The organism is Desulfovibrio sp. JC010, from assembly GCF_010470675.1.
Taxonomy (GTDB): Bacteria; Desulfobacterota; Desulfovibrionia; order Desulfovibrionales; family Desulfovibrionaceae; genus Maridesulfovibrio.
Genome location: NZ_VOIQ01000007.1, coordinates 41,458 through 67,400 on the forward strand (window position 1 = coordinate 41,458; position 25,943 = coordinate 67,400).

The 25,943-nt window shown below is 50.5% G+C and carries 24 protein-coding genes and 1 riboswitch; of the genes, 7 read left to right on the forward strand and 17 right to left on the reverse strand.

Annotated features, from left to right (window positions below):
• Positions 1–114: 114 nt before the first annotated feature.
• Positions 115–1,392 (reverse strand): phenylacetate--CoA ligase family protein, encoded by a 1,278-nt coding sequence (locus FMR86_RS09265; RefSeq protein WP_163350823.1) that lies wholly within the window; start codon positions 1,390–1,392, stop codon positions 115–117.
• A gap of 104 nt (positions 1,393–1,496) precedes the next feature.
• Positions 1,497–1,952 (reverse strand): YaiI/YqxD family protein, encoded by a 456-nt coding sequence (locus tag FMR86_RS09270; RefSeq protein ID WP_163350824.1) that lies wholly within the window; start codon positions 1,950–1,952, stop codon positions 1,497–1,499.
• Between the two features lie 427 nt (positions 1,953–2,379).
• Here FMR86_RS09270 and FMR86_RS09275 point away from each other — a divergent pair, with 427 nt between their 5' ends.
• Together FMR86_RS09275 and FMR86_RS09280 are read left to right on the forward strand one after the other, a co-directional pair.
• Complete coding sequence (locus FMR86_RS09275; protein WP_163350825.1) at positions 2,380–4,068, forward strand: FmdE family protein; 1,689 nt, start codon at positions 2,380–2,382, stop codon at positions 4,066–4,068.
• A 9-nt stretch (positions 4,069–4,077) separates the two neighbouring features.
• A complete protein-coding gene (locus FMR86_RS09280) occupies positions 4,078–4,497 on the forward strand; it encodes a winged helix-turn-helix domain-containing protein (RefSeq protein WP_163350826.1) in 420 nt (139 codons plus the stop codon).
• Positions 4,498–4,553: 56 nt separating this feature from the next.
• Here FMR86_RS09280 and FMR86_RS09285 read toward each other — a convergent pair whose 3' ends face one another.
• Positions 4,554–6,209: an alpha-keto acid decarboxylase family protein gene (locus FMR86_RS09285; protein ID WP_163350827.1), complete on the reverse strand. Its 1,656-nt coding sequence runs from the start codon at positions 6,207–6,209 to the stop codon at positions 4,554–4,556.
• A gap of 223 nt (positions 6,210–6,432) precedes the next feature.
• Between FMR86_RS09285 and FMR86_RS09290 the strand changes: the two genes are divergently transcribed.
• Positions 6,433–8,265, forward strand: a complete 1,833-nt coding sequence (locus tag FMR86_RS09290; protein WP_163350828.1) for an SLC13 family permease — start codon at positions 6,433–6,435, stop codon at positions 8,263–8,265.
• Between the two features lie 514 nt (positions 8,266–8,779).
• On the opposite strand, the gene FMR86_RS09295 is transcribed toward FMR86_RS09290, so the two are convergent.
• Both FMR86_RS09295 and FMR86_RS09300 read right to left on the reverse strand, forming a co-directional pair.
• Positions 8,780–9,082, reverse strand: coding sequence for a nucleotidyltransferase family protein (locus FMR86_RS09295; RefSeq protein WP_163350829.1), 303 nt, complete (start codon positions 9,080–9,082; stop codon positions 8,780–8,782).
• A complete protein-coding gene (locus FMR86_RS09300; protein ID WP_163350830.1) occupies positions 9,082–9,492 on the reverse strand; it encodes an HI0074 family nucleotidyltransferase substrate-binding subunit in 411 nt (136 codons plus the stop codon). The genes FMR86_RS09295 and FMR86_RS09300 overlap by 1 nt, the downstream gene beginning before the upstream one ends.
• Positions 9,493–9,859: 367 nt before the next feature.
• On the opposite strand from FMR86_RS09300, the gene fdnG reads away from it, so the two are divergent.
• From fdnG to FMR86_RS09315, 3 genes are all read left to right on the forward strand, one after another.
• The gene (gene fdnG, locus FMR86_RS09305; RefSeq protein WP_163350831.1) at positions 9,860–12,901 is read left to right on the forward strand and encodes a formate dehydrogenase-N subunit alpha; all 3,042 of its coding nucleotides are present in this window, start codon (positions 9,860–9,862) and stop codon (positions 12,899–12,901) included.
• A 21-nt stretch (positions 12,902–12,922) separates the two neighbouring features.
• Positions 12,923–13,657: a 4Fe-4S dicluster domain-containing protein gene (locus FMR86_RS09310; RefSeq protein WP_163350832.1), complete on the forward strand. Its 735-nt coding sequence runs from the start codon at positions 12,923–12,925 to the stop codon at positions 13,655–13,657.
• A gap of 147 nt (positions 13,658–13,804) precedes the next feature.
• Positions 13,805–14,716, forward strand: a complete 912-nt coding sequence (locus tag FMR86_RS09315; RefSeq protein ID WP_163350833.1) for a formate dehydrogenase accessory protein FdhE — start codon at positions 13,805–13,807, stop codon at positions 14,714–14,716.
• Positions 14,717–14,779: 63 nt separating this feature from the next.
• Here the strand turns inward: FMR86_RS09315 and FMR86_RS09320 are convergent, their stop codons facing one another.
• The 9 genes from FMR86_RS09320 to thiS form a co-directional block, all read right to left on the reverse strand.
• On the reverse strand, positions 14,780–15,538 hold the full coding sequence (locus tag FMR86_RS09320; protein ID WP_163350834.1) for an ABC transporter substrate-binding protein: 759 nt from the start codon (positions 15,536–15,538) through the stop codon (positions 14,780–14,782).
• Between the two features lie 132 nt (positions 15,539–15,670).
• Positions 15,671–16,021: a hypothetical protein gene (locus tag FMR86_RS09325; RefSeq protein WP_163350835.1), complete on the reverse strand. Its 351-nt coding sequence runs from the start codon at positions 16,019–16,021 to the stop codon at positions 15,671–15,673.
• A gap of 68 nt (positions 16,022–16,089) precedes the next feature.
• Positions 16,090–16,881: an ABC transporter substrate-binding protein gene (locus FMR86_RS09330; RefSeq protein WP_163350836.1), complete on the reverse strand. Its 792-nt coding sequence runs from the start codon at positions 16,879–16,881 to the stop codon at positions 16,090–16,092.
• A 59-nt stretch (positions 16,882–16,940) separates the two neighbouring features.
• On the reverse strand, positions 16,941–17,729 hold the full coding sequence (locus FMR86_RS09335; RefSeq protein ID WP_163350837.1) for an ABC transporter substrate-binding protein: 789 nt from the start codon (positions 17,727–17,729) through the stop codon (positions 16,941–16,943).
• 117 nt (positions 17,730–17,846) lie between these two features.
• Complete coding sequence (gene thiE / locus FMR86_RS09340; protein ID WP_163350838.1) at positions 17,847–18,497, reverse strand: thiamine phosphate synthase; 651 nt, start codon at positions 18,495–18,497, stop codon at positions 17,847–17,849.
• Between the two features lie 9 nt (positions 18,498–18,506).
• Positions 18,507–19,130, reverse strand: coding sequence for a sulfur carrier protein ThiS adenylyltransferase ThiF (gene thiF, locus FMR86_RS09345; protein ID WP_163350839.1), 624 nt, complete (start codon positions 19,128–19,130; stop codon positions 18,507–18,509).
• The gene (thiH, locus tag FMR86_RS09350) at positions 19,127–20,248 is read right to left on the reverse strand and encodes a 2-iminoacetate synthase ThiH (protein WP_163350840.1); all 1,122 of its coding nucleotides are present in this window, start codon (positions 20,246–20,248) and stop codon (positions 19,127–19,129) included. The genes thiF and thiH overlap by 4 nt, the downstream gene beginning before the upstream one ends.
• A gap of 6 nt (positions 20,249–20,254) precedes the next feature.
• On the reverse strand, positions 20,255–21,031 hold the full coding sequence (locus tag FMR86_RS09355; RefSeq protein ID WP_163350841.1) for a thiazole synthase: 777 nt from the start codon (positions 21,029–21,031) through the stop codon (positions 20,255–20,257).
• Between the two features lie 5 nt (positions 21,032–21,036).
• Complete coding sequence (gene thiS, locus FMR86_RS09360) at positions 21,037–21,237, reverse strand: sulfur carrier protein ThiS (RefSeq protein ID WP_163350842.1); 201 nt, start codon at positions 21,235–21,237, stop codon at positions 21,037–21,039.
• A gap of 69 nt (positions 21,238–21,306) precedes the next feature.
• Positions 21,307–21,410, reverse strand: a riboswitch (TPP riboswitch).
• A 193-nt stretch (positions 21,411–21,603) separates the two neighbouring features.
• Between thiS and FMR86_RS09365 the strand changes: the two genes are divergently transcribed.
• Positions 21,604–23,205 (forward strand): DUF4831 family protein, encoded by a 1,602-nt coding sequence (locus tag FMR86_RS09365; RefSeq protein WP_163350843.1) that lies wholly within the window; start codon positions 21,604–21,606, stop codon positions 23,203–23,205.
• Positions 23,206–23,286: 81 nt separating this feature from the next.
• Here the strand turns inward: FMR86_RS09365 and phoU are convergent, their stop codons facing one another.
• The 3 genes from phoU to FMR86_RS09380 form a co-directional block, all read right to left on the reverse strand.
• Complete coding sequence (gene phoU, locus FMR86_RS09370) at positions 23,287–23,955, reverse strand: phosphate signaling complex protein PhoU (RefSeq protein WP_163350844.1); 669 nt, start codon at positions 23,953–23,955, stop codon at positions 23,287–23,289.
• Between the two features lie 140 nt (positions 23,956–24,095).
• A complete protein-coding gene (panF, locus tag FMR86_RS09375) occupies positions 24,096–25,568 on the reverse strand; it encodes a sodium/pantothenate symporter (protein ID WP_163350845.1) in 1,473 nt (490 codons plus the stop codon).
• Positions 25,568–25,858, reverse strand: a complete 291-nt coding sequence (locus FMR86_RS09380) for a YhdT family protein (RefSeq protein WP_163350846.1) — start codon at positions 25,856–25,858, stop codon at positions 25,568–25,570. Before FMR86_RS09380 ends, panF begins: the two co-directional genes overlap by 1 nt.
• Between the last annotated feature and the right edge of the window lie 85 nt (positions 25,859–25,943).

Here is a 25,943-nt window from a genome sequence, read left to right on the forward strand (position 1 = left end):
TGAAGCATATTTTTTGTTAATTACTTTTAACCTATGCGTCAACGGTTGATTGAAAATATAAGCCCCTCTTCGCCACTTAAGGCAAAGAGGGGCTGTATAATTATTACAATGAATCTACATGAACCGCTTATCAATAACCCTCCGGATTTTTCCGGTGGTTTCCACACGCGGGATGCCGCCCGAGGGGACGATCAGGATCTTGAAGGCCCGGATGTTGTTCTTGTCGCGGTTGGTTCCTACTGCGGGGATGTCGCCGCTTAAGCATTCGTAGACCTTTGAAGTCAGCTGAAAATCATCCACGGCGTCACAGTCTGCGGCTTCAACGCGGACGATGATATCTGTTTTATCGGCGTTGAGGTCCAGCCTGACCTGGAAGACCGGGGCCAGTTCATCGAACTTGCCGAGGCAGGAACCTAGCTGGTCCAGGGTCATGGAATCATGGCTGAATTCGATGATTTCATCAGAGCGTTGCAGCAGCTTGAAGCGCGGGCTGGTTCGGCCGCATTCGCATTCGCCTTCCATCCATTCAATGTCGTCGCCCACCTTCATGCGGATGGCCGGCTGCAGGACGCGGATCAGGGAGGTGGCGATGATGGCACCGTCGTCGTCCTTTTCCACTATGCAGTCGGGTTGCAGTACATGGTGTTCGGTTCCGGTGCAGTGTTCGCACTGGAAACCGATGGGGCCTACTTCTGCCGCGCCGTATCCGGCAGAATGGAAGGTTGCATCGGGCCAGACCGAAGCCAGATATTTTTCCTGTTCCGTGGTCAGTGGAGTGGAGGCAAAGGCTACTTTTTCAATATGCAGCTTGATGCCGCGCCGGGTTGCTTCCTGTGCGATCTGGACCAGTGTGGGCGAGATGCCGAAGAGGGTGTTCGGCTGCATCATTTCCAGATATTCCAAAGTCTTTTCCACTGGCTGGTTGTCGGTGATGGGCAGGATGTTGCATCCTATCATCTCCAGTGCGCGGTAGCTTGTCAGGAACCCGGTCCAGAAAGCCCCGGCCCGGATGCAGTTGGCCACCAAGTCATCCGGGGTGATGCCGCAGGCTGTGAGGCCGTATGCCGCGCCAAAGCATACTTCATGAAATTCATCCAGACTGTAACGGGCAAAACTCATCCGCCCGGAAGTGCCTCCGGTGGAGAATTTGTAGAATCCCCCGTTATTGCGGGTGTACAGGGACTTTTTGCAGGTTTCCCCTTCGGTGCAGAGGGTCTGCTTGTCAATCACGGGGAGCTTTTTCAGCTCATCCAGATTCTTCAGCGGCAGTTCGATGCCCTGATATAGTTTTTTATAAAAAGGGGCCTGAACAGCGATGGAAAGAATATGATTCAGCTTTTCCAACTTGTATAATTCAGCACTCTTCTGGTCTGAGAAATTGAGATCGGTCATGCTGGCCTCCCGTATTTATCTGATCATCAAGCTATGGTTTTCAAGCCTAGCTTAGCAGATTTGGGGAGGCGGTGTATATAATTACCGCAAAATTTTTCGTTGAGCTATGTCCGGTTCAGTGCGCGGGTCAGGAATTTATCCAGCTGGTTGGTGAAGTTCTGCTTGTCCTTGGGGCTGAATGCGGCAGGGCCGCCGGAGACAGTGCCCGCACTGCGCAGTTCTTCCATGAGATTGCGCATGCTTAAAATTCCTTTGATATTGTCCTCAGTGTAGAGCTCGCCGCGCGGATTAAGGCCCGTGGCTCCTTTGTCCACAATCTTGTCCGCCAGCGGAATATCCGCAGTGATGACCAGATCGCCGGGGCTGCACTGCTTGACAATTTCATTGTCCGCCACATCAAACCCGGCACCGACCTTGAGCATATGGATGAAAGGTGAAGTGGGAATGTTCATGTACTGGTTGGCTACGAGGGTAAGCTCTACCTCCCGGCGCACGGCTGTTTTGAATAGAATTTCTTTTACGGCCTTGGGGCAGGCATCGGCGTCGACCCAGATCTGCATTGTTTTATCCCTGTGGAGAGTTAAATGTTCGCAGCCTTTATAGAGGGGGCTGCCGGGGAATGCAAACTTAATGGAAAGGCCGGCTGTTTCTGTTGTGCTTGAGAGGCGCAAGTTAATTCAGGCGGAATCAACATACTTGTTTATTTTAACATATATCTCCCCTTTATCGATTTTTGCCGGTAAAACCCTTTGGGATTAATATGTTAGTTCGATAGGTTTGAGTTGAGGTTGTTTGATTGAGGTTATAAATATATTAAGTTTCATACCGTTGGAGCAGGAAAGGATGATTTATTAAGATACTAAAATATTGTGAAAAAATAGTTTTGTTCCAAACCGTACCCAATCCCGATGTTTTTGTAGTTCCTTCCGGCTTTCTTTAATTGTGTCCCATACGGCATAATTAAAGTTTTTAGCATATGGAGAGAACATGAATCTTGAAGCCGCCATCAGTCAGGAAAACTCAGCACCGGTCCGCGATGATTCCATCGGCCCTTATACTTATGATGAATTCATCGATGCTGCCCGTAATTTTCACGGCAGCCCCGCGCCGGGACTTATTCTAGGTGGTTATATGATGGAGGAGGCCCGGCGGCATCTTCCTGAAGGTGCTATTTTCGATGCCATTTCCGAGACTTCATGGTGTCTGCCCGATGCCGTGCAGATGCTTACCGTATGCAGCACAGGTAACGGCTGGTTACGAGTTAAGAATCTCGGGGTCTATGCCCTTTCTCTTTACGATAAGTACACAGGCGAGGGTGTGCGTATACGGGTGGACCCCGAGAAACTTAAAGACTGGCCGGAAACCGAATCATGGTTTTTCAAAAGACGCCCCAAGCATGAGCAGGATTCCGTAAAGCTTCATGCGGAAATCCGTGAGGCCGGAGCATCATTTTGTTCCGTCGAGGCTGTGCAGATCAAGCCCGAAGCCATGATCAAGCGCAGCAAGGGCGGCATCACTACCTGTCCTATTTGCGGGGATGCCTATCCCGGTTCGTTCGGTGCTATCTGTAGAAGCTGTCAGGGTGAAAGTCCCTATATCAGCCGCGATGCCGGGCTGAAGGCTTCCACTGCGCCGCTTCCTCAAGGTCTGAAGGTCGTTCCCGTGGATGAAGCCGAAGGCAAAACCGCAGTGCACGACATGACCCGCATTGTTCCCGGTGAAAGCAAGGGGCCGGAATTCCGTAAGGATCACGACTTTACCGCCCACGATATCTGTCGCCTGCAGATGATCGGCAAGAATCACATCTATGTGGACGAGGGCGATATCCCGGAAGGGGAGTGGGTGCATGAGAACGAGGCTGCCCGCACCTTCGGACGGATCATGGCCGGGGGCGGTATCTGTACCGACGGCGAGCCGAAAGAGGGCAAGGTCACCCTGCTCGCCGAACATGACGGTGTTTTGGTCAGCGATCTTGAAATGATGAATCGTTTCAACCTCGTGCCTGACGTCATGGTCGCGGCCCGTAAGAGCGGCACTCTGGTTAAGGAAGGTGCACGCATTGCCGGAACACGGGCCATTCCGCTCTATCTTTCCCGCGAGAATTTTTCCCGCGCTGTTTCCGCGTTGAACGGCGATCCGCTGTTCAAGGTGCTTCCCCTTAAGCGCAAGAAAGTCGGCATCCTCATCACCGGAGATGAAGTCTTCAACGGGTTGATCGACGATAAATTTGAGTCTGTCATCACTGCAAAGGTGCAGGCACTGGGCTGCGAGGTTATCCGCTCTGTCATTAAGCCGGACAACCGCGAGGAAATCCGCGATGCGGCCCTCTCCCTTATGGAAGACGGTTGTGACCTGCTCATCACAACCGCGGGGATGTCTGTCGATCCTGATGACGTGACCCGCCACGGCCTGGTGGATGCCGGAGTATCCGACCTCCTTTATGGTGCTCCGGTACTCCCCGGCACCATGCTCCTGCTGGCTAAAGCCGGCAATGCGAGGGTGATCGGGGTTCCGGCCTGCGCGCTTTTTTTCAAGACCACAAGTCTGGATCTGGTCCTGCCCAAGGTGATTGCGGGGCAGGAAATCACCCGCAGTGATCTCGCGTCATTTGCTGACGGCGGCTACTGCATGGAGTGCAAGGTCTGCACATTCCCCAAATGTCCTTTCGGAAAATAGGAGGCGAGTATGCATAAGAATCTTGACCCGCCTGAAATGGGTGGGACAGCGGCACTGGCAGATATGGATTCCCATAAACCCACTATCCGGCTGCATCTCTGGCTGGAAGGAGGCGAGGGTGTTTTCTTCGGCTACGGCAGGCTGCTTCTGTTGGACAAGATTGAAACCTGCGGCTCGCTAAAAAAAGCATCCGAAGAGCTGGGCATGTCCTACCGCGCTGCATGGGGCAAGATTAAACAGACCGAACAGGTGCTCGGTTTCCAGCTTATGGAGCGGGCAGGCAGCAGGCGCAGCGGCTACCGCCTGACCGAAGCCGGACGGGTTGTTCGGGACAAATATTTGGAATGGTTCAATAAGGTTGAACAGGATGCCCGCGCAAGGGCGGAGGAAATCTTCCCTTGGAAGTCACGGAGCTTCGGAGAGAGTTGAAATTATCAGCCCTTGCATGGATGATCATGCAAGGGTTTTTTTCCTGATTTTTATGACTACGCCTTCCAGCCCGGACCTTTCACAACAATTTCATTCAGCACCCGGCCCATTTCCGGGCTTTCCATCATCCCGGTCACCACTTCGATATAACAGCCGCTGTCTGCTGTTGCGGCCTTCTGCAAAGCCTCGTCAAGTTCGCCATTGGTGGTCACTTTTGCGCTGAACCAGCCGTCCATGCCCAAAGCTTCGGGCAGTTTGCTGTAATTCCATTGCGCCAGATCATTATAATAAATGTACGGATCTTCGCAGAGCAGCCGCTCGATGAGATAGCCGTCATTATTCACGCAGATGATTACGGGCTTGAGCTTGAAACGCGCAAACTGGCAGATCTCCTGTACAGTCATCTGGTGCGCGCCTTCCCCGGTAAGCAGCAGGGTGCGGCGGTCCGGGGAAGCCATGGCCGCGCCGAAGGCAGCTGGAGTAGCCCAGCCGATGGAACCCCATAGGGTCTGGTTGAAGAAGACAGCATCCTCGGGCAACCGGGAATTGACCAGCCCCATGGAGGCGGTTCCGGTTTCCCCCATGATGATGTCGCCCGCTGCGAAAAAGCGTTCAATGCGCGGATAGAGGGATTCAGCTGTGATTTCATCGTCCGGCTTGCCCACGGGATCACCCAGCCCCTGCGGGGTCATGGGTATGGGCAGGGAGAGTTTTCCTATGCGTGCGCAAAGTTCGCGCAGCACATCTTCCAGAAGCAGATTATGGTAGACCGCATGCCCTATGCAGACCCGGTCGGGATGGATTTTGATTTCGCGGTCGGGGTCGATATTTACAGTAAAGGCCCCGGTGTTGATGTCCGAACGGATGGTGCCGAAACTGACCACCAGATCAGCTGATTCAACGGTCCGGCACACTTCTTCATCAAGGATGCGCCCGTTGTAGACCCCGATGAAATTGGGATGCGTCTCGGAAAGCGTGCCCTTGGCCATGAACATGGAGGTAAAGGGAATGCCTGATTTATCAATGAATTCCAGCATGGGCTTATGCAGTTCATAGCGTCCGATAAGCGCACCGACCATGGCGATGCCGTTTTTCGATTGCTCCAGCCTTTCAAGAATCAAAGGAATGATTGTTTCAAGGGTATCCTGATCGCTCACAGGCATGGGCAGGGTATGCGGCTTGGTGCAGCCCAGTTCTTTGAGTGCTTCATCCGCAGGAACCGCGATGTACACTGGTTGCTTTTTGCTCAGCGCGGCATTGATGCAGCGTTCCACCTCGGCCACGGTGTTTTCAGCGGTAAGGATGGTGCTGGCGCAAACCACAGGTTGGGTCATCTTATGAAAAAGGTCGAATTCACCGTTGCCAAGTGTGTGATGGATGAGGTTGCCGTTACGCTGCACCGAGCATTTGGGCATGCCCACAATATGGAAGACAGGCAGGTTTTCGGCATAGCATCCGGCAATACCGTTAATTGCGCTCAGTTCGCCCACACCGTAGGTGGTGCAGACAGCGGATTTACCCTTGATGCGGGCGTAGCCGTCTGCGGCATAGGCGGCATTGAGTTCGTTACAACAGCCGATCCAGTTGAAGTCTGAATCATTGCAGAAGGCATCATTCACCGGAAAGGAATAGTCGCCCGGAACCCCGAAAATATCTGTTATTCCGATTTCTTTTAATCGCTCCAGCAGGTGCTGGATGACTGTCTGGGTCATGGGTGCTCCCCCCCTTATTGTTTTGGTAGCAGGGTAGTTTGATTATTGCTGCTATTTTGCCAGTTGGGGGAGGTTGTGTCCATGGGGATGACAAAAATATTCTCCTCAAGTGTTTACTCATCATCCATCAGTTGCAGCGGATGGTTTTATCTCTGTTCACCCAATATATTTTCCAGTATTATACAGAAGCTTCCCTTACTCATCCTGCGACTGGAGAATTGTCATGACACTACCCCCGCTCCCGGATATTCATGCTTTGGCAGTATTGGCCTTGACAGCTGTTGCATTGATATTATTCAGCCGGAAAAAGACTCCGCTGGAAACCTCCAGTCTGATTATTCTCCTGATTCTGACGGTTGGATTTGAGCTTTTCCCCTATCAATCAGGCGGTGAAACATTCCACGCCGTAAATTTCTTCTACGGATTCGGTAACGAAGCCCTCATTGCGGTATGCGCGCTCATGATTGCCGGGCAGGGGCTTTTGCGTACAGGATCGCTGGATCCCATGGGACGTATGCTGGCCCGGTTATGGAAAAAAAGCCCTTCCCTTTCGTTTTTACTGACTCTGCTGCTGGGGGCTTTCATCAGTGCCTTTATCAATAATGTCCCGGTGGTGGTTCTGCTGTTGCCGGTTCTCATCAGCGTATCGCTGCGGACCGGGGCTCCGGCTTCATCGGTACTTATGCCCATGGGCTTTTCCACTCTGCTGGGCGGAACCGCCACAACCATCGGAACCTCCACCAACCTGCTGGTGGTTTCCGTTGCAGCGGATATGGGGTTCAAGCGTCTGGAAATGTTTGATTTCGTGCTGCCCGCAGTCATCGCCGGATCCATCAGTATTCTGTATCTCTGGCAGATAGCCCCGCGCCTCATCCCAAAAATAGACATTACCCTGACCGACAGGTCTCCGCGAATTTTTACCGCCCATCTGGAAGTTACCGAGAACAGTCCTTTGGTAGGCAATCCTCTCTCAAAGGCTTTTGAACTTACCGATAATGCCATGAAGGTTTCGGCAATTGAACGTGGCGAAGGAAAGCCGATCTACCTGCATCCGGGAGCCATCCTGCAAACAGGGGATCACCTTGTAATAAATGACACCCCGGATCAGCTCAAAGAGTTTGAAAAGGTACTGCACGGCACGCTTTTTCCTGTGGGATCAAACGTTCCCATTGATTCCAAGACACCACTCGAAGCGACTGACCAGCAGATCGCGGAAATCGTAATCTATCAAGGCTCACCGCTGAAAGGCACGACTTTGAAGAAATACCATTTCGCCCAGCGCACGGGCATGACAACCCTTGCCATTCACCGTTCCGGGAAGAAGCTGAAACGTTATCTGGATAAGATAAGCGACATAAAATTGAAGCAGGGTGATATTCTCCTTGTGCAGGGAGCGCGGGAGAGAATTACGGAACTTAAAAAGAACACCAAGGTGCTGGTCCTGGATTCCACAATGGATCTCCCGTATTCCCGAAAGGTCCATCTGGCACTTAGCATCATGCTGGGAATAATACTGACCGCCGCTTTCGGCATACTGCCCATCGCCATCAGCGCACCATGCGGAGCATTGTTCATGATCCTGACCGGATGCATAACATGGCGGGACGCCACACGCGCACTGAACGTGCAGGTGGTGCTGATTGTGGTCACAAGTCTGGCTCTAGGCAAAGCCATGCTGATTACAGGGGGCGCGGACTATCTGGGTAAATTGTTCGTAGCACTCAGCGGCGATGCTCCCGCAGCTTTGATTCTCAGCGGGCTGATGCTGCTTATGGCTATTTTCACCAACATAATTTCCAACAATGCAACAGCCGTAATCGGAACCCCCATCGCGCTCTCCATTGCCCAGCAGCTGAATCTGGACCCGGAACCCTTCATACTGGCTGTCCTCTTCGGGGCCAACATGAGTTTTGCCACTCCCATGGCGTACAAAACCAACCTGCTGGTCATGAACGCTGGGGAATATTCCTTCGCGGATTTTTTGCGGGTGGGGACGCCGCTGGTTTTGCTTATGTGGGGTGTGTTGTCGGTGGTTTTGCCTGTGATTTATTTGTAGAGGGGATAAAAAAGACCTCGCACTGGAGTACGAGGTTTTTGCAACTTGATTAGCTGGAGAGGCTACAAAGCGTCTTTAATGGATTCGCGGTATTCTTTGATATCCTGCTCGGTTACTTTGAGGTGTTTAACTTCGCCATCGACTTTGACAACTATGGGAGTGTTCGTTTAGAGGGCGGTTTCCCGTGCTTTGAGGGCAGAACGCTTTAATGCTTTTTCTATTAATGTCAGCATTTCGTTGTTGGTGTCTTTAGTCATTTTGATTTCCTCCAAAGTCGATCAGGTGTGGACCTGTTTTTCATATTATCAAACAGAAACCATTCATCCACAAGTTTTTTGTATGTAGGAAAATTTTTTAATCCATTTTGGAAGCGTCTTTTGATGACATCCACTGGAATATCATGCCCGCCCTGAGAGACCCGGTAGGCTACGCGATCAATGGCGGCCTGTTCATTCTCAAGTGCTAAGAATACCAGAGCGACTTTGTATCCTTGGTTCTGCCACTTGGGGACTTTTTACCCACCCACCAAAACAACCCGCTCCCGCTCAATATTTTTCCGGAATTCATCAGGCACAGTGTCCCAGACAAACAAATCCACGATAAAAGGCAGATCGCTTTCCTCAAATGCTTCTTTTAAGTTGTAGACGGCTTTTTTCTGATCAGCAGAAGCAAAAGCTACAAGGTCCAAGTCGGATTGTGGACGGGCAGAGCCTGTAGCGCGGGACCCGTATGCCCAGATGGTGGTGTCCGGCAGATGGGTTTCAATCAGTGAAAGAATTATCTTCAACTGCGTGGGGCTGACATCAATTTTCGGCATTATTCCCACGTTTCCTTTGAAATCTTTTTGTATAACTCGACCACATCATTATAAAAATCATCCACAATATCTAAGATGGCGTCTGCCTTGTCCCCGGAGTAATCGTGCGAGGTATCATTACGGGCATTGATGTACCCGAGCCAGTTTTCAACATTGGTGATAAGGTCCGCAGTGAACGCAAAACGCATCATCGGTTTCGGTCCCATGGTTTTAACTTCAACGTATCCTTCTTCGGACAAATGCCGCTTGCAGCTTTTCCAAGCCAGTTCCAGCGTGTATTCAAAACGTTTGACCAATGAATCCTGCACAGCATCTTTTGTTATTTCGTCAAGATCGGCAGACCCTTCATTGTATTTACGGAGCATCTCCTCAAAGCGGAGGATTGCTTTTTTGAACTGTGTGTAATCCATAACCATCTCTCAAAAGTGGCGCAAGCTGTGCCGTTTTTTATTTGCTGGGAATATTTTGGAATTCGGCTGCAACTTGTTGCAAATTGCGGCCTTTTATCCGGTTTACCTTACGAGAAATGCGAAGGCAATTTCTAAATAGAAGAACAATCCCAATCCTTACTATTATCTATAAATCTACCCATCGACTCCGCTCAGTCATTAAGTAAGCTGCTCAGCTTAAAAATAATACTCATATGTGCTAAATCTAACATATTGCATTTATTGACTTTATTTCACGCATAAGATTCTATGGAACCATCAAAGAAATTGTCAGGATTCCAGCCGGTTTAAATGCCGGATGAAAACCTGATTAAACTGAGGAGGTTCCATGAATATTTCACGGCGAGGGTTCATGAAACTTGCGGGCGTCGGTGTCGCAAGTATCGGTATGAGCCAGCTGGGACTGGATCTCACGCCTACGCAGGCTTATGCTGCGGGGCTGAAGATCAAGGGCGCGAAGGAAGTTATTTCCATCTGTCCTTTCTGTTCGCTGAGCTGCCATTTTATCGCCCATGTGAAGGACGGCAAGATCGTCAGCACTGAGGGTGATCCGGATTACCCGGTCAGTGAAGGTGCTCTTTGTGCGAAGGGTGCTGCTATGCTTTCCATGCATAACAACCACCACCGCATTGAAAAGCCCCTTTACCGTGCTCCCTACAGCACTAAATGGGAAGAAAAGAGCTGGGACTTTGTGCTTGACCGCATTGCCCGCCGCGTAAAGGAAACACGTGATGCTGACTTCAAACGTTTCAATGCCAAGGGGCAGGAAGTCAACCGTGTAGAATCAATTTTCCATCTCGGTACATCACAGATGGATAACGAGGAGTGTGCAGTCGTCCATCAGGGTGTGCGCGGCCTCGGCCTGGTGCATTTTGATCACCAGGCGCGTATCTGACACAGCGCAACAGTTGCGGCTCTGGCAGAGTCGTTCGGGCGCGGTGCGATGACAAACCACTGGTGCGATATTGAAAACGCGGATTCTATCCTGATTATCGGTAGTAACGCTGCGGAGCACCATCCTATCTCCTTCAAATGGGTACTGCGGGCCAAGGACAAAGGCGCCAAGGTCATGCATGTAGACCCCAAATTCTCACGTACCTCTGCGAGAAGTGATTTTCACGTTCCTCTCAGATCCGGTACCGATATCGCTTTCATGGGCGGTATGATCAATTACGTTCTTGAGAACGATCTCTACTTCAAGGAATACGTTACCAACTACACCAACGCGGCTTTTATCGTCGGTAAGGACTTCAAGTTCTCCCGCGGTCTGTTTACCGGATATGATAAAAATGCGCGTAAGTACGATAAGTCCAAATGGGCTTTCGAAACGGATAAGAACGGCGTTCCCAAGCGGGACGAATCCCTGAAGAATTCCCGCTGTGTATTCCAGATGCTCAAGAAGCATTACTCCCGCTACAGCCTGTCCAATGTTTCCAAGACCACCGGTGTCTCCAAAGACAACCTGCTCAAGGTCTACAAGGAATACTCCGGCACAGGTAAACGCGATAAGGCCGGAACCATCATGTACGCCCTTGGCTGGACCCAGCACACTGTGGGCGTGCAGAATATCCGTTCCAGTGCCATTCTCCAGCTTCTGCTCGGTAACATCGGTGTGGCCGGCGGCGGTATCAACGCCCTGCGCGGTGAGCCTAACGTACAGGGTTCCACTGACCACTGTATCCTCTGGCACATCCTGCCCGGTTACCTGCCCATGCCTAAAGCAAGCATGGGTTCCTTTGAGGAATACACCAAGGCAACTACTCCGGTCTCCAAAGACCCGCAGAGTGCCAACTGGTGGCAGCATAAGCCCAAGTACATGGCCTCCCTGCTCAAGGGCTGGCGCGGCGATAATGCCACTGCCGAGAACGGCTTCGGTTACCAGATGCTGCCCAAGGCGGATGACGGCGAAGATTATTCCTACCTCTTCATCTTCGACCGCATGTACCGCGGCGACATCAAGGGTGGTTTCGCATTCGGAACCAACCCGGCCATGAGTGTTCCCAACTCCAACAAGGCCCGTAAGGCCCTTGATAACCTCGACTGGCTGGTAGTGGGTGAGATTCACCACACCGAGACCTCCGATAACTGGCACCGTCCGGGTGTTGATCCCACCAGCATGAAGACTGAAGTCTTTATGCTGCCTTCCGCCCAGCGTGCGGAAAAAGCGGGTTCCATCAGCTCCTCCGGCCGCTGGCTGCTCTGGCACTACGAAGCCGCACGCCCCATGGGCGAATCCAAGAGCATGGGTGAGATGTACGTGGACATCATCAACCACGTACGCCGCCTCTACAACAAAGAGAACGGTGTTTACCCCGAGCCTCTGCTTACTCTTGACTGGCCTTCCTATTATGATCCCGAAGATGTTGCCCAGCGCATCAACGGCCGCTTCACCAAGGATATGGAATTCAAGGGCAAGAAATACAAAAAGGGCCAGCAGGTTCCTTCATTCGTAGCCCTCAAGGACGACGGTTCCACATCCTCCCTGAACTGGCTTTACGCGGGCAGTTACACCGAGGAAGCAGGCAACAAGGCCAAGCGTCGCAGTCTGGCACAGACTCCAATGCAGGCCAAGATCAACCTCTTCCCCAACTACGCATGGTGCTGGCCTGTCAACCGCCGCATCCTCTACAACAGAGCCTCTGTCGATCTTAACGGTAAACCTTATGCTCCTGAGAAAGCCGTTATCGAATGGAACGGTTCCAAGTGGATCGGTGACGTACCTGATGGCGGATGGCCGCCCATGGCTACCGGTAAGGGACGTTATCCCTTCATCATGCGCAAGGAAGGCCACGGGCAGCTCTACGGTCCCGGTCTGCAGGATGGTCCTTTCCCCGAGCATTACGAGCCGGTGGAAACTCCCATCTCCAGCCATCCGTTCTCACGCCAGCTGAACAGCCCGGTCTACAAGTACACTACCAGTGACCTCGACAAACTGGCTGAAGCCGCGGACGACCGGTACCCCATCGTCCTGACCACCTACAGCCTCACCGAACACTGGTGCGGCGGCGGTGATACCCGTAACACCCCGGCCCTGCTCGAAGCTGAACCGCAGCTTTATGTGGAAATGAGCCCCGAGCTGGCCAAAGAAAAGGGTATTGAAAACGGCGATCCGGTTGTCGTGGAATCAATTCGCGGCAGGGTTGAAGCCATTGCCATGGTTACCGTGCGTATGACCCCGTTCAAGATCAAGGGCCGTACCGTGCATGAAGTCGGTATGCCTTTCTGCTTCGGCTGGACTACCCCCGGATGTGGTGATGCCACCAACCGTCTTACCCCGTCGGTAGGTGACCCCAACACCACAATTCCTGAATACAAGGCCTCTCTGGTGAATGTTCGCAAAGCGAAAAAGCTCACCGAGATCGAAGAATAACCTGCAACCAAGGAGTAAAACATGCCTAAAGCATTCTTTGTAGATACCTCCAGATGTACGGCTTGCCGCGGTTGCCAGGTTGCCTGTAAGGAATGGCACGATCTGCCCGCAGTAAAAACCAAGCAGCGCGGAACCCATCAGAATCCGCCGGACTTGAACCCCTTCAACTATAAACTGGTCCGTTTCAGCGAGCACCGCATTAACGGCAAGGTCGAGTGGTATTTCTTCCCCGACCAGTGCCGCCATTGCGACGTGCCTCCCTGCAAGGACATTGCTGATGCATACGTCACCGGGGCCGTGGTTCAGGATGAAGAGACCGGAGCGGTCATCTTCACCGACCAGACCAAGCGTCTCGGTGCTGACGAGTGTCAGGAAATAACTGAAGCATGCCCCTACAACATTCCGCGCCGTAATACCGGCACAGGAATGCTGACCAAATGCGATATGTGTATTGACCGCCAGCAGGCCGGGCTGATCCCCGTCTGCGTCAAGACCTGTCCCACCGGAACCATGAACTTCGGTGAACGTGAAGAAATGGTCGCTATGGCTGAAAAAGCACTTGAGCGAGTCAAGAAAGACTACCCCAATGCCCAGATTATCGATGCTGATGAAGTCAACGTCATCTATCTGGTGCAGGATAAACCCGAACTCTACTACGAGTACGTCACTGCAGACGCTTCCGGCGTCGGCAACGGCGTAACCCGCAAAGAGTTCTTTGCAAAATTAGCCAAGCCTGCAAAACGCATGTTTGGATAGTTTGATGCCTCCGGCGGCTGGGGAGGGGGAAACTTTTTGTAAAAAGTTTCCCCCTCCCCAGACCCCACCCCCYTCCAAAACTTTTATTAGGCTTCGCCGCTTCGTTTGGAAGTTTTAAATAAATTTTGATTTCAGGAGCAAAATTTCATGAGTGGTACCACTAAGAAGAAACGTGATGTGCAGGCCGGGTTGCTGACCTTACGTAAAAGAATGCCTGCGTTGGAAAATATTTTTGATGCTTTCGGCCCGCTGGTGCTGGCTCAGGAAAAGGCGGAAGAAGTGCTGGCGGACTGGGATGGCTATGCCATTCCTGAATCTTATGCTCCGCGTTTTGAGCAGGGTGTGGCTCTGCTGGCGGATATGGAGTTGCCTGAACTCGGCGATAAATATCGCGAAGTGTTCATGTTGATGATTTCTGCTGTTGCTGAGGGGCTTCCCGCTCTGAACGGGCAGGTTGATGGGATTGTGGCGGCGATTGGCGAGGTGGAAAATTTAAATGATCTGGCTAAGGCCATCTGGGACGAAGATGGTAAGCTGCTGCATTCACTTGTGGAAGAGTGGCAGGTGGATGAGCAGATTCTGGCCTTTGTGGGGACTCTGGCCCTGAAACCGTTCATGGTCCGTATTGAGCCGGAAGCAGCCAAGGCGATTGAGAATATGAGCTGGCAGAAGGGGTATTGCCCGGTCTGCGGCACTTTCCCTGATCTGGCTTTGCTCCGTAAGTCCGGTGACGACAATGCTTACCTGAAGTCGCACGGCGGTCAGCGTTGGCTGCATTGCTCCGGCTGCGGTCACGAATGGCGATTCAAGCGCAACACCTGCCCGTGGTGCGAGAATGAGGATCATGAAAAAATGCGTTACCTGCAGGCTGAGGAACGCCAGAATGAGCGGGTGGATATCTGTAAAAAATGCAATCACTATTTCGTGACCCTTGATACCCGCGAGCTTGTGGAGCAGCCCGACCCGCGCGTAGCCCCGCTGGGGCTGGTGCATCTGGATATCAAGGCACAGGAGGAGAATTATCAGCCGCTGGCTGAGACTCCCTGGAATGTGTTGTAGAATTTTTAAGGGTTTAAAAACGGGAAACCGCCGCAGTCTTACGAGGTTGCGGCGGTTTTGTTGTTAGTGGGGATGGGGCGTAAGTTTTTTTAGAATTTTTGCTAAAGTTCCGTCTTTTTTGATCGTATCAAGACCATGCTGCATTCTTTCGACCACGTGATTTTCTGTCTTATTGTTGAAAGCGAAGTAGAATTCAGAGTTATGTAATGTTCTGATTACTTCAAGAGTGGATGTATTTATTCCCATTTTTTCGGCAGTGTAGAACACTACGTTTTCATTTGAAAAAATTGCATCAATCCGTCCGCGTTTCAGCTTTTCAAGCATTGAGTAGATTGAAGAAGATAGGTCAATTTGACTTTCAGGGTATCCGGCCACAAGTAATGTTTCATGAGATATACTGTTGCGCAAAACGGTAATTCTAAATTGGTTTAGCTTGTTTGTTTTATTAATATCCGCGGTTTTTTTTAAAGAGATTAGAGATATATTGTAATCCGCTATCGGGCCTACCCATTTGAACATATGCTCACGTTCCGGGCTGCGTATCACACTAAAAGCGCATACATTCTGGGTTGACCTGACAATTTTAAATGCTCTTGCCCCTGGGTAGAAGTGTATTGGCCGTGAAGGATTTTGGAGCTTTGCCGCTTTTAATACCGCATTGAGAATTTCAACACTTATGCCCGCCGGGATGCCGTTAAGTTTATAATTATATGGTGGTAAATCTTCTGTTACAAAGGTCGTTTTCTCGAGTGAATGGGCTTGCGCGCAACCGATTTGAACACAGATTATGGCGATAGTGCAGAGTAGTATTCTTTTAAGCATACAAAATCCTCTTTGATTCTTGTATAGCTTAAATAGAGTCTAAATTAAACGCCAAATTAAAATTATTCAAAAAATGAAGTCTATTCGAAAATGGCTGCTGTTAATCAAGAGGTGCAGGTAAATACGTTCTGGTCAGTCGGCTTGATTTCCATTCATGCATGGGAATGCATTACCCGTTTTTAAGTCCGCAAGCGTATTCACTTTTTCATCCGTATCATCAAGACCCAATAAATAAATACAGTTCCAGTTTCCTTCCCACAGACAATCGGCCTGCGGAGGGTTTTCGAGTTCCTTGCGGAAGTTCTCCGTTGCACCGATCAAGAGCATATTGACTTTGAACCCGGCCCGGTGTCCGCGCGGGTGGGTGTAGGCGAGGATGTAGATGCCGCCCTGTTCTGGGATAGGGCGGGTTTTAGCGAATATGCCGAAATTGTATTCTTTTCCGGATTTACCTGTGAAAGGCCAGTCTTTTTGCTTGAACATATTTTTCCTGTTTAGCTCTGAGGTGTAATTTTATGGTGCAGGGGAATAAACCAATATTCACGCTAAGTTCAGTTCAATGGAGTGACCTCAAGAGAAGTTGCCCTTGCTTTGGGTAGGAACTTTTGCTGAATTTCTTTCAGTTTGCCATTTCTGCGTATTGTATCTATGCCTTTTTGCATTCTGCGGACAACATAGTCCTCTGTGCTGTTGCTGAACGCAAAGTACATCCGGCCAAAATTAAGCACGTAGTTAATTTTAAATTTATCCCAGTCAAGATTACTTTTCTTTATTACATGGTGCAAAACATGTTCGTTCTCAAGGATAAGATCAATTCTTCCCTTTTGTAGCTTTTTTATCATTGCTGTGATGTCTGTGGATAATTCTATTCGTGTTCCTTCCGGGGCTTTTTGCAGTAACGTCTGATGCGATACTCCGGATCTGATGACTCCTACGGAGTATTTTTGGATGTCGGCAAAACTATTCATTTCAATATTGTCTTTTAAAGAAATGAGCGCAAAATTCACGTCCCCGATGGGGCCTGCCCATTTGAAAAGATGTTCCCGTTCTTTGTTTCGGACAGTGGCAAAGAGGCAGGTGTTTGGGGTTTTCAAGGTCATTTTGAAACCCCGTGCCCATGGGTAAACATGTATTTTAATGTTTCGCGGATTTATCCCGGCAGCACGAAGTGTCGCTCTCAGAATATCAACACTTAAACCCTGCGCTTCTCCGTTTACAGATGCAGTATATGGGGGCAGGTGCTCTGTTATGAAAAAAGTATTCTCAAGATTCTGGGCTTGTGCTGCTGCGGGGGCGCAGAGCATAAGCAGCAGTAAAACATTGATAAACGGGCGATTAAGCATTTAAGTCCTCACTTGCAGTATATATAACTTAAATGACATTAAAATTGAATGGGCATAAATCAGTTAATTGGACCCATGGGGGTTGATGCGGGGCGCGTTTCAGGTAGATAATTGTTTTGGATTCTGCTTAATTCTCCTGATTTGCGTATTTTGTCTATGCCGTCTTGCAGCTTTTGCACAATATGATCAGCTGTATTTTTATTGAAAGCAAAGTATGTTTGTCCAAAATTAAAGACATAGTGGATCTTATAATTTTTCCAGTCAAATCCGTTCTGCATCATTACATGGTGCAGGGTGTGTTCGCTTTCCAGAATAAAATCAACCCGTTCTCTCTGCAGTTTTTTCAGCATAGATAAAATAGTCGTTGATAGCTCAACCCTGGTTCCCTGATGGAATTTTTCTTTCAGAATAAGATGCGAGATGCCTGTTTTCAGTGCACCTACTGTGTAGTTGTTAATCTCTGAAAGGTCATTAATGGTGAGATCGTTTTTCAGGGAGACCAAAGCAAAATCAACATCAGCAATAGGGCCGGCCCATTTGAAAAGGTTTTCGCGTTCGGCTTTTCTGACAGTGGCAAAGAGGCAGGTGTTGGGCCTGTTCAGGGTCGTTTTCATTCCTCTCGGCCATGAATAAATATGTATTTTTACTGATTCCGGATCTATCTCCGCTGCGCGCAGTGCGGCTTTCAGTATATCTACACTTAGTCCTTTGTTTTCACCGTTTAAGGAGTAGCTGAAAGGAGGAAGGTCTTCAGTAATGAAGAAGGTGTCTGCTAATTCCTGCGCCAGCACGGAAGTGCAAAGGATTAGTAAAGTAAAAATCGAAGCAGATATCGTTTTCAGCAGCATCGAAACCTCCTTGCACTCAATGTTATCTTAAAAACATATAAATATGAAATTAAAATACATATTTGTTTTAAATGCGGGTTCGGTGCTGCAAAAGTATGCGTGCTGCTTTGGCTTAGGTTAATCCTTCATTGCCGCGCGCAGGTCTTTGACCATTCCCCCGATATCATCCGCTCCCACAATCTCGGTGACCAGTGCCACGCATTTTGCGCCCCGGTTCATGACCTCTGCAATGTTGTGCTCTTTGATACCGCCGATGGCCACAAAGGGGATGTCGATGTTTTTGACCACCCAGTCGAGGTATTCAAAGCCTACCGGATCAACCACGTCGTCTTTGGTGTAGGTCTTGAAAATGGGGCCTACGCCGATGTAGTCCGCCCCGGCTTCCACGGCGGCAAGAGCTTCTTCCGGTGCGTGGGTGGAAAGCCCGATAGCCATTTTATCGCCGATGAGCTTGCGCACTGCATGGACCGGGAAATCTTCCTGCCCGATATGGATGCCGTCCGCGTCCACCATCATGGCGAGGTCGATGTCATCATTGACGATGAAGGCGGCCCCGGCTTCGCGGGTCATCTTGCGGATTTCCATGCATTCTTCGTATTTCTGGCCGGATTTAATTTCTTTTTCCCGGTACTGGATCAGCTTGATTCCGTTATCCAGCATTTCGCGGACCACTTCGATATTGGAACGGCCTTTGGAAAATTTCAGGGCGGTGAGGCAGTAAATATCAGTATCAAGGATGTTCTGGCGGGTGATTTTTTTCTCGCTCATGGTCGGTTCCTATTTGGCTTCCTTAAATTTATTAAGATAATGCTCAAGTACAATATCGGCCTGCTTGGCGGCGCAGATTGCCACTCTCGGCGAAAAGGGCGGAGTCTCGTCGTTGCACTCGGTCTTCATGTCCCCGACAATGTAGAAATTGTCGCGGACCTTGCGGGTTTTGATCTCATCGCTGCTGCCTGCTCCGCCCATGCCCGAAGCTGTTATCAGCAGTTTTCCGCCGGGCAGGAAAGTCTCAACCAGTGCTTTCTTGGCTGCGGCATCGTCAAAGGCTTCGATGATCACATCGCATTCACCGAAAATTCCGGCCATATTCTCACGGCTGATCTTGGTGGTGTGGGCGGTGATGTCGAGGTCCGGGTTGATGGACTTCAGGTTTTCACACAGGGCTTCAACTTTATTTTTACCGAGCTGGTGCGCGAAGTAGAACTGGCGGTTGAGGTTGGATTCCTCGATTGTGTCAAAGTCGGCTATGGTGAACTGTTTGAAGCCACTGCGTACCAGATGCATGGCGCAGTTGGAGCCTAGGCCCCCGGCCCCGGCAATGCCGATGCGGACCGTCTGCAAAAAGCGCAGACAGTCCTCACCGAGATATTTTGCTATGCCTTGTTCCGTGCGGTTCACGATGCTTCCTGCAGGGGATGCCAGTCTTTGAAAACTGGCTGGTAGCCGTGTTTTCTGAGAACTTCACACATTTCATCCACACTGCGTTCATCGCTGATATCGAACTGGCCTACCTTTTCTTCTTCCTCGCAGGTATGTCCTCCCACTTCGGTGGAAACTCCTGCGGACATGCGGGTTACGCCCAGCGGGAGGATATTTTCCCGGAAATCCGGGGCCTCACGGGTGGAAATGGTGATTCCGCAGCGGGGCAGGAAGATACGCAAAGCGAGCATGTTCTGCACAAGAGCGGTGTCGCTGACCAGTGATTTCGGAGTGAAGGCGTCACCCACATGGGTGCGGATGCGCGGCAGGGATACGGCAATGTCCACTTCGGGATACTTGTTCTGTAAGTATGCAGCGTGGATGCCTGTTTTCAGGGCGTCGTGACGCCAGTCGTCCAGACCGAGCAGGGCACCGATGTTGACCACACGCATTCCGGCTTTGCAGGCCCGTTCCGGGGCATCGAGGCGGAAACGGTAATCATGCTTGGGGCCTGCGGGATGCAGTTCCGGGTAGAGCTCTTCATTGTAGGTCTCCTGAAACATGGTCATGCCGTCCACTCCGGCCTCGATCAGCCGGGCGTATTCTTCTTCGGTCATGGCGTAGATTTCAATGGATACGGACGGGAAGTGCTTGCGCAGGATTTCCACCGCGGATTCAATGTATTCCGGGGAGGATTTGGCCCGGGCATCCCCGGTGAGGATGAGCAGGTGTTTCAGCCCAGTGGCGGCAATGGCCTCGGCTTCCTTTTCCAGCTCTTCCGGTCCCAGTTGGGAGCGGGGGATTTTGTTCTTGGTATTGAATCCGCAGTAGACACATTTGTTGGTACAGAAGTTTGCCATGTACAGCGGAGTGAACAGCTGGATGGTCCTGCCGAAGTGCTGCAGAGTCAGTTGACTTGCCTTGGCGGCCATTTCTTCGAGAAAGGGCACAGCTGCCGGACTTAACAGGGCAAGGAAGTCTTCGGGGCTTAAAGTTGTCTTGTTAAGGGCGCGCCTGACATCATGTTCAGTTACGGAGCCGAATTGCTCGGCAAGGGGGGCGTCGTTGTATTCGGCGCAGATGGGATAGAAACTCATTTTATTTTATCCTTCGTGCAGGAATCCGGTAAGGGGTGAGGAAGCCTTGGCATGGCTGTGTTTTGCTCCGGGGCCGGAAAGGTATGCCTCGCGTCCGGCTTTCACTGCCCGGCCGAATGCCCTGCCCATGAGCGCGGGGTCGGATGCGGTGGCGATGGCGGTGTTGACCAGACAGGCATCCGCGCCCATTTCCATGGCCTCGCAGGCTTCGGAAGGGCGGCCGATTCCGGCATCCACGATGATGGGCAGCTCGATTTCATCGATCAGGATGCGGACCATTTCGCGGGTTTTGAGGCCCCGGTTGGTTCCGATGGGCGCGCCCAGCGGCATGACTGCTGCGGCCCCGGCATCCACCAGTGAGCGGGCGATGTACAGGTCCGCGTTCACGTAGGGCAGGACCACGAATCCTTCCTTGGCGAGGATTTCGGTTGCCTTGGCGGTCTCATAGCCGTCGGGCAGCAGATATTTGTTATCGGAGATTACTTCGATCTTGATCCAGTTGCCACAGCCCATGGCCTTGGCAAGGCGGGCGATACGCACTGCTTCCTCGGCAGTGCGCGCGCCGGAAGTGTTGGGCAGCAGCTGCATGTGCTTGGGAATAAAGTCCATTACGTTTCCGGTATCGGATTCCAGATCAACGCGCCTGAGGGCCACGGTGATGATCTGGGAGCCGGATGCTTCACAGACATCCGGGATTACGGAATCATCGGCGTATTTGCCTGTTCCGGTGAGCAGACGGCTTTCAAATTCAAGGCCGCCCAGTTTAAAGATATCATTGTTCATTTTAATCAGCCTCCGCCTACAAAGCGCAGTATTTCGAGGTGGTCCCCGTCATTTATTTTTGTGGAGCCGTAACTTTCCGCAGGGATGATTTTCATGTTGATTTCAACAACTACGGTTTCAGGTGGGAGATTCTTGGATTCAAGAAGGTCCAGAACGGTTGTTCCTTCGGACAGTTCGGCATCTTTGCCGTTCAGTTTTACGATCATTTTAACTCCGTAAAAAAAAAGCTCACCACAGGACAGGGCGAGCACAGGAATAGATTAAGATATGAGAATATAAATCTATTTCAGCTTCCCTACGGCGGGATTACCCGCATCAGGTTCAAAGGGACAGGCGAAAAACGCCATCTCAGCCAGATAAGGCACCCCCAGCGACAAAGAGAGTATGAAATTAGACGGGCGGTGTAAAGGGGAAAAGAAAATCCAGTGTCCGGGCTGTTTAAAAAGATTGGTAAGTTAATATTAATTTGTTTTGCGCAATAGGGTGATTGTTGATATGGATTATAATTAAGGTATGGATTTCAGTTCCAGTGACTTTCCATGCCGGAAGAACACCTTAAATCGGGGGAGAAAATGATTAAAAGATTACTCATAGCTATTTGTATTTCGCTGTTTTTGGCAGGGTGCACAACTAATGTTGCGAATGTTTATCCGGTAAGTATGATTGCTAAAAACAGTACGTTGGCGCAGGAGATGGTTAAAAATAAATCTCAGGGTTTTTTTTACGCGCTTCCCAAGACTGTTTTGAATGTTGAATTTAAAGTTAAAAAAGTTGTAGAGACTCCCGGTGTTTTTTGGAAGTACAAAGATGGAATAATATCTAATTGTACGAGTGTTGTTGAAAAGCTGAAAAATTCAACTATAAATGATGACAAACTAAAAATCATTCTTCAGTGTGAAGGTATAATGGAATTGTTAAGATCCAAAGATGCTGTAAAGAAAGATAATACAACATATAAAATAGCAGAGTCATCAATTGTTACTGTTGTTGAACCTGATCATGAAAATCAATTCTATGTTGACATAAGTGCGGATGCCTTCACTGCTAATAGTCTGCAGATGACCCTTTCTGAATATGGTATAGTTTCAGATGTTGCAGTTACTGCCGAGGATAAGAGTATTGATTATGCTGTTGCAGGACTTAAAACTACAGCTTCCATTGCAGGGGCTTTTTTCGGATTAGGTGGCGGCACTAGTTGGGGTAAAAGCATGGATCAAGATGATGTTACGACTCTGGATAATATCGGGCTTTCATTGGAATTCAGGAAAGCCTTGTTCTGGTATGATAAATATCTTGAGGAAGAAGAGGCTTTTGGTGAATTCTTAACTTTCAGGAGCTACAGCCAAGGTGAAATGACCAAGGAAATGTTCGATATTGCCAAAGCCAACTATGAAGCGCGTATTAACAGATATAAAGGTATGTTTATCGGGACCAAGAATGAAAAAGTTAAAACATTTTCTGTTAAGTATTGTCCTGAAACCAGTTTTGCCAATGCAAATGACAGCATCAAGCTTTTCAGTTTATTCAATCATGTAAAGTCCGGCGGTGTAATATACTCAAATTCTACAAGGCTCCGCTTTGACCAAAAAGTATTCGCAGTATCTAGCAACGCAAAGGATGTAACAGATGTTGTTTTGACCGTGAGTCCGGCAATGGATGGCGGTGTAGAAAAGTTGAATAGTCTTTCCAAAACTATGCTTGCTCTGGCCGGCAAGAACAGTGCAACCGGGGGCACATCTGAAACTTTTTGCTCATCACCTCCCTGCGGTCTTGCTTACCGCATTCCGGGTAGCGCACATGTTTCAGTTGCTACCAACAGCACGGTCCTGAAGAATGCTGAAGTTGCAATTGCCCAGAGCGGATTGGTGGCATATCTGCCGCGTACTATCAACGGGAGCAAGTCCGGTTTGATTGCTGAGTATTATGGCGAAAGCGGTGCTCTCAAGATTGTAAACATTACTAAGGTGCTTCCCGAAGGGGCTTCGGTTTCAGCGGGCGGCGACGCTGCGGCATCGGCAATGGGCGTGTTTGACAAAACCAAGAATCTTCAGAACGCAGCTGCACAGGCAACGGCCAAAGCAGATATAGCCACGGCTAAGTATAACGAGGAAGAGGCAAAACTTAAATTGCAGAATATTGGAGAATCATTTAGCGCAGGATCCGGCGAAGAATAATAGTTCTATCTCGAACGTGAAAAATCAAAAGGGTGGAAACGCAGCTGCGTTTCCGCCCTTTAAATTATCTGTATTCCGAATCTATTTCTTTCCGGCAAAAAACTCAGCGTACTTGATGAAATAGATATGCTCGGCAATGTTGGTGATATGGTCACCGACACGTTCAAGGCAGCGCATGGTGAAGAGCAGGGAAATAAAGCCCTTGCCTTCTAGATCTTCTGCTTCCACACAATCTTTCATGCCGGATACGCCTTCCTTGAACAGGGCATCCACATTGCTGTCGCTATGCCAGACATCGAGGGCCTTTTCCACGCTCAGTTCCTTGAATGCCACAAGGATGCTGCTCAGCATGGCATTAAGTTCCTGTCCCATATGCTGGACATAGCCCAGATGCTGGGTGTGTTCCTCGGCAAAACCGCGTTTGCCTTTCTTGGCAATGCTTTTGGCGTAGTCGGCAATGCGTTCGAGGTCTGACGCGATTTTGCTGGCGGTCAGTACATAGCGCAGGTCTTCGGCTTTCGGCTCCATCTTGGTGATGATCATCAGCGAAGCTTTGTCCACTTCATGTTCAAGGTCATTGATCTTCTCGTCCATATCAATGATGGCCTGCGCTTTTTCAGGATTGCTTTCTTCGAAAGTATCAATTGCCTTATTTAGCTGTTCAAGGGCCATGTTGCCTAGTTTAAGGACAAGTCCCTGAAGTTCGGCAAGCTCTTCCTGATAAACTTTCAGGGGGTGGTGCATATCCATATCTTCTACTCCTGTGCGGCGGGTTTATATTCGGTGACAGTTTTCTTAAAACGTATTCAGCTGTATGCAATTACGTGATTTTTGTTACGAAAGCATGTCGACCCTGTTGCAGAAGGGTGGATATAGAGTGCCTATCCTGTTTATCCAGCTGCCTGCCCTGTTTTGCTGCGGGAGAGTCCGGCATATGAACCGAGTACAAATGCTGTCAGGGAAGCAAGGGTGGTCGGTACAATGGCATGCACCCCGCCCATGGCCGGTTTCATGATGGTCAGCACGATGAAGGTTCCCACTCCGATGATGATGGATGAGATTGCCCCGGTACTGTTGGCTTTCTCCCAGTACAGCCCGATGACAATGGGGCAGAGGAAGGCCGCTTCCAGCCCGCCGAAGGCGAAAAGGTTGATCCAGACCAGCAGGTCCGGAGGCTGGATTGCAGCCACGAAGACCATCAGCCCTACCACCACGGTACAGACCAGACTCATTTTTTTGATGCTGACCAGAGTCATGCGTGAGGCATCACCTTTGAGGCGGTAATGGATGTAGAGGTCCTTGATGATGGCGGCGGAAACCAGCAGGAGCATGGAATCCACAGTGGACATGATTGCCGCCAGCGGTCCGGCAATGAATACCCCGGCCCAGACCGGGGAAAGCAGTTCCACGATAAGTGAAGGCATGGCCAGATCGCCTGCCGGAAGTTCGGGCAGGATGGCCCGGCCCAGTGTTCCCGCAAGGTGGGCGCAGAGGATCATGAAACCGATAAGCAGGGTGCCGATGATCATGGCGTCATGCATGGCTTTGGAATCGCGGTAGCCCATACAACGCTGGGTGGTCTGGGGCAGGCCGAGGATACCGATACCCACCAGCACCCAGAAGGAAAGCACGAAAGGCTGCGGGACTGCGTCTTTCGGTCCGGTGGGGGTGATCAGGCCGGGGTCGATTGCTTTCAGGGACTGGATGCAGTTTTCCATGCCGCCGCCAGCATTGATGACCGCCAGCAGGATGACCACCACGGCCACAACCATGACAATGCCCTGAATGGCATCGGTGAGCACCACAGCCCGGAATCCGCCGATGGCGGTATAAAGGACCACGCTGACCCCGAAAAGAATGAGACCTACTATGTAAGGATATCCGGTCACGGTCTGGAAAAGCCGCGCCCCGCCGATGAACTGGGCCAGCATGGCAGCCATGAAAAATACGATCAGGGCCACGGAGCAGAGAATTACCACCGCGTCACTCTTGTAGCGGGCACGCAGGTAATCGGTGATGGTTACTGAGTCGGTGCGCCGGGCCATGATGGCGAACCGTTTGCCGAGGATACCCAGGGTAAGAAAAGTGGTCGGAACCTGAATCATTGCCAGCAGAACCCAGCTTAAACCCAGCTTATAGGCCACGCCGGGACCGCCCACAAAGCTGCTGGCACTGGTGTAGCTGGCGATGATGGTCATTGCCAGCACCATGCCGCCCATGGAGCGTCCGCCGATGAAATAATCTTCAAGGAATCCCTTGGAGGAGCCGCTGGATTCGGACTTTTTGCGTGCCCAGAGAGCCACGCCGAAGGACATTGTCAGATAAAGGATTACCGGGATGACGGTCATCATGGTGTTGTTCATTACCGCTTCTCCCCGGTCTTTTCGTCCAGTTCTTCGTCTAAAGGCATATCCTTGAATTTGAAGCGGACCACTGCCCAGAGCAGGATGGTGATCAGCGGATAGCCCACAATGCAGCTGTAGAAGAACCATTCCGGCAGTCCGAATACGTATTCATATTGTTCCGGGTCCCCGCTGCCCATGCCGTAAGCACAGACGTACCACCAGATAAAGTAAAGGGCATAGGCTCCCAGTGTAAGCAGGGCTTCTTTGTTGGCCTGCGCAAATCGCCAGTCCTTGGGATGTTTGTCCATGGTGATCGGCCTCAAGGTGATATGTTTATGGTTGAGTGCAGAAATATTCGGCTGATGCCGCGGGTTGAGTGCCTTATGGATGGGA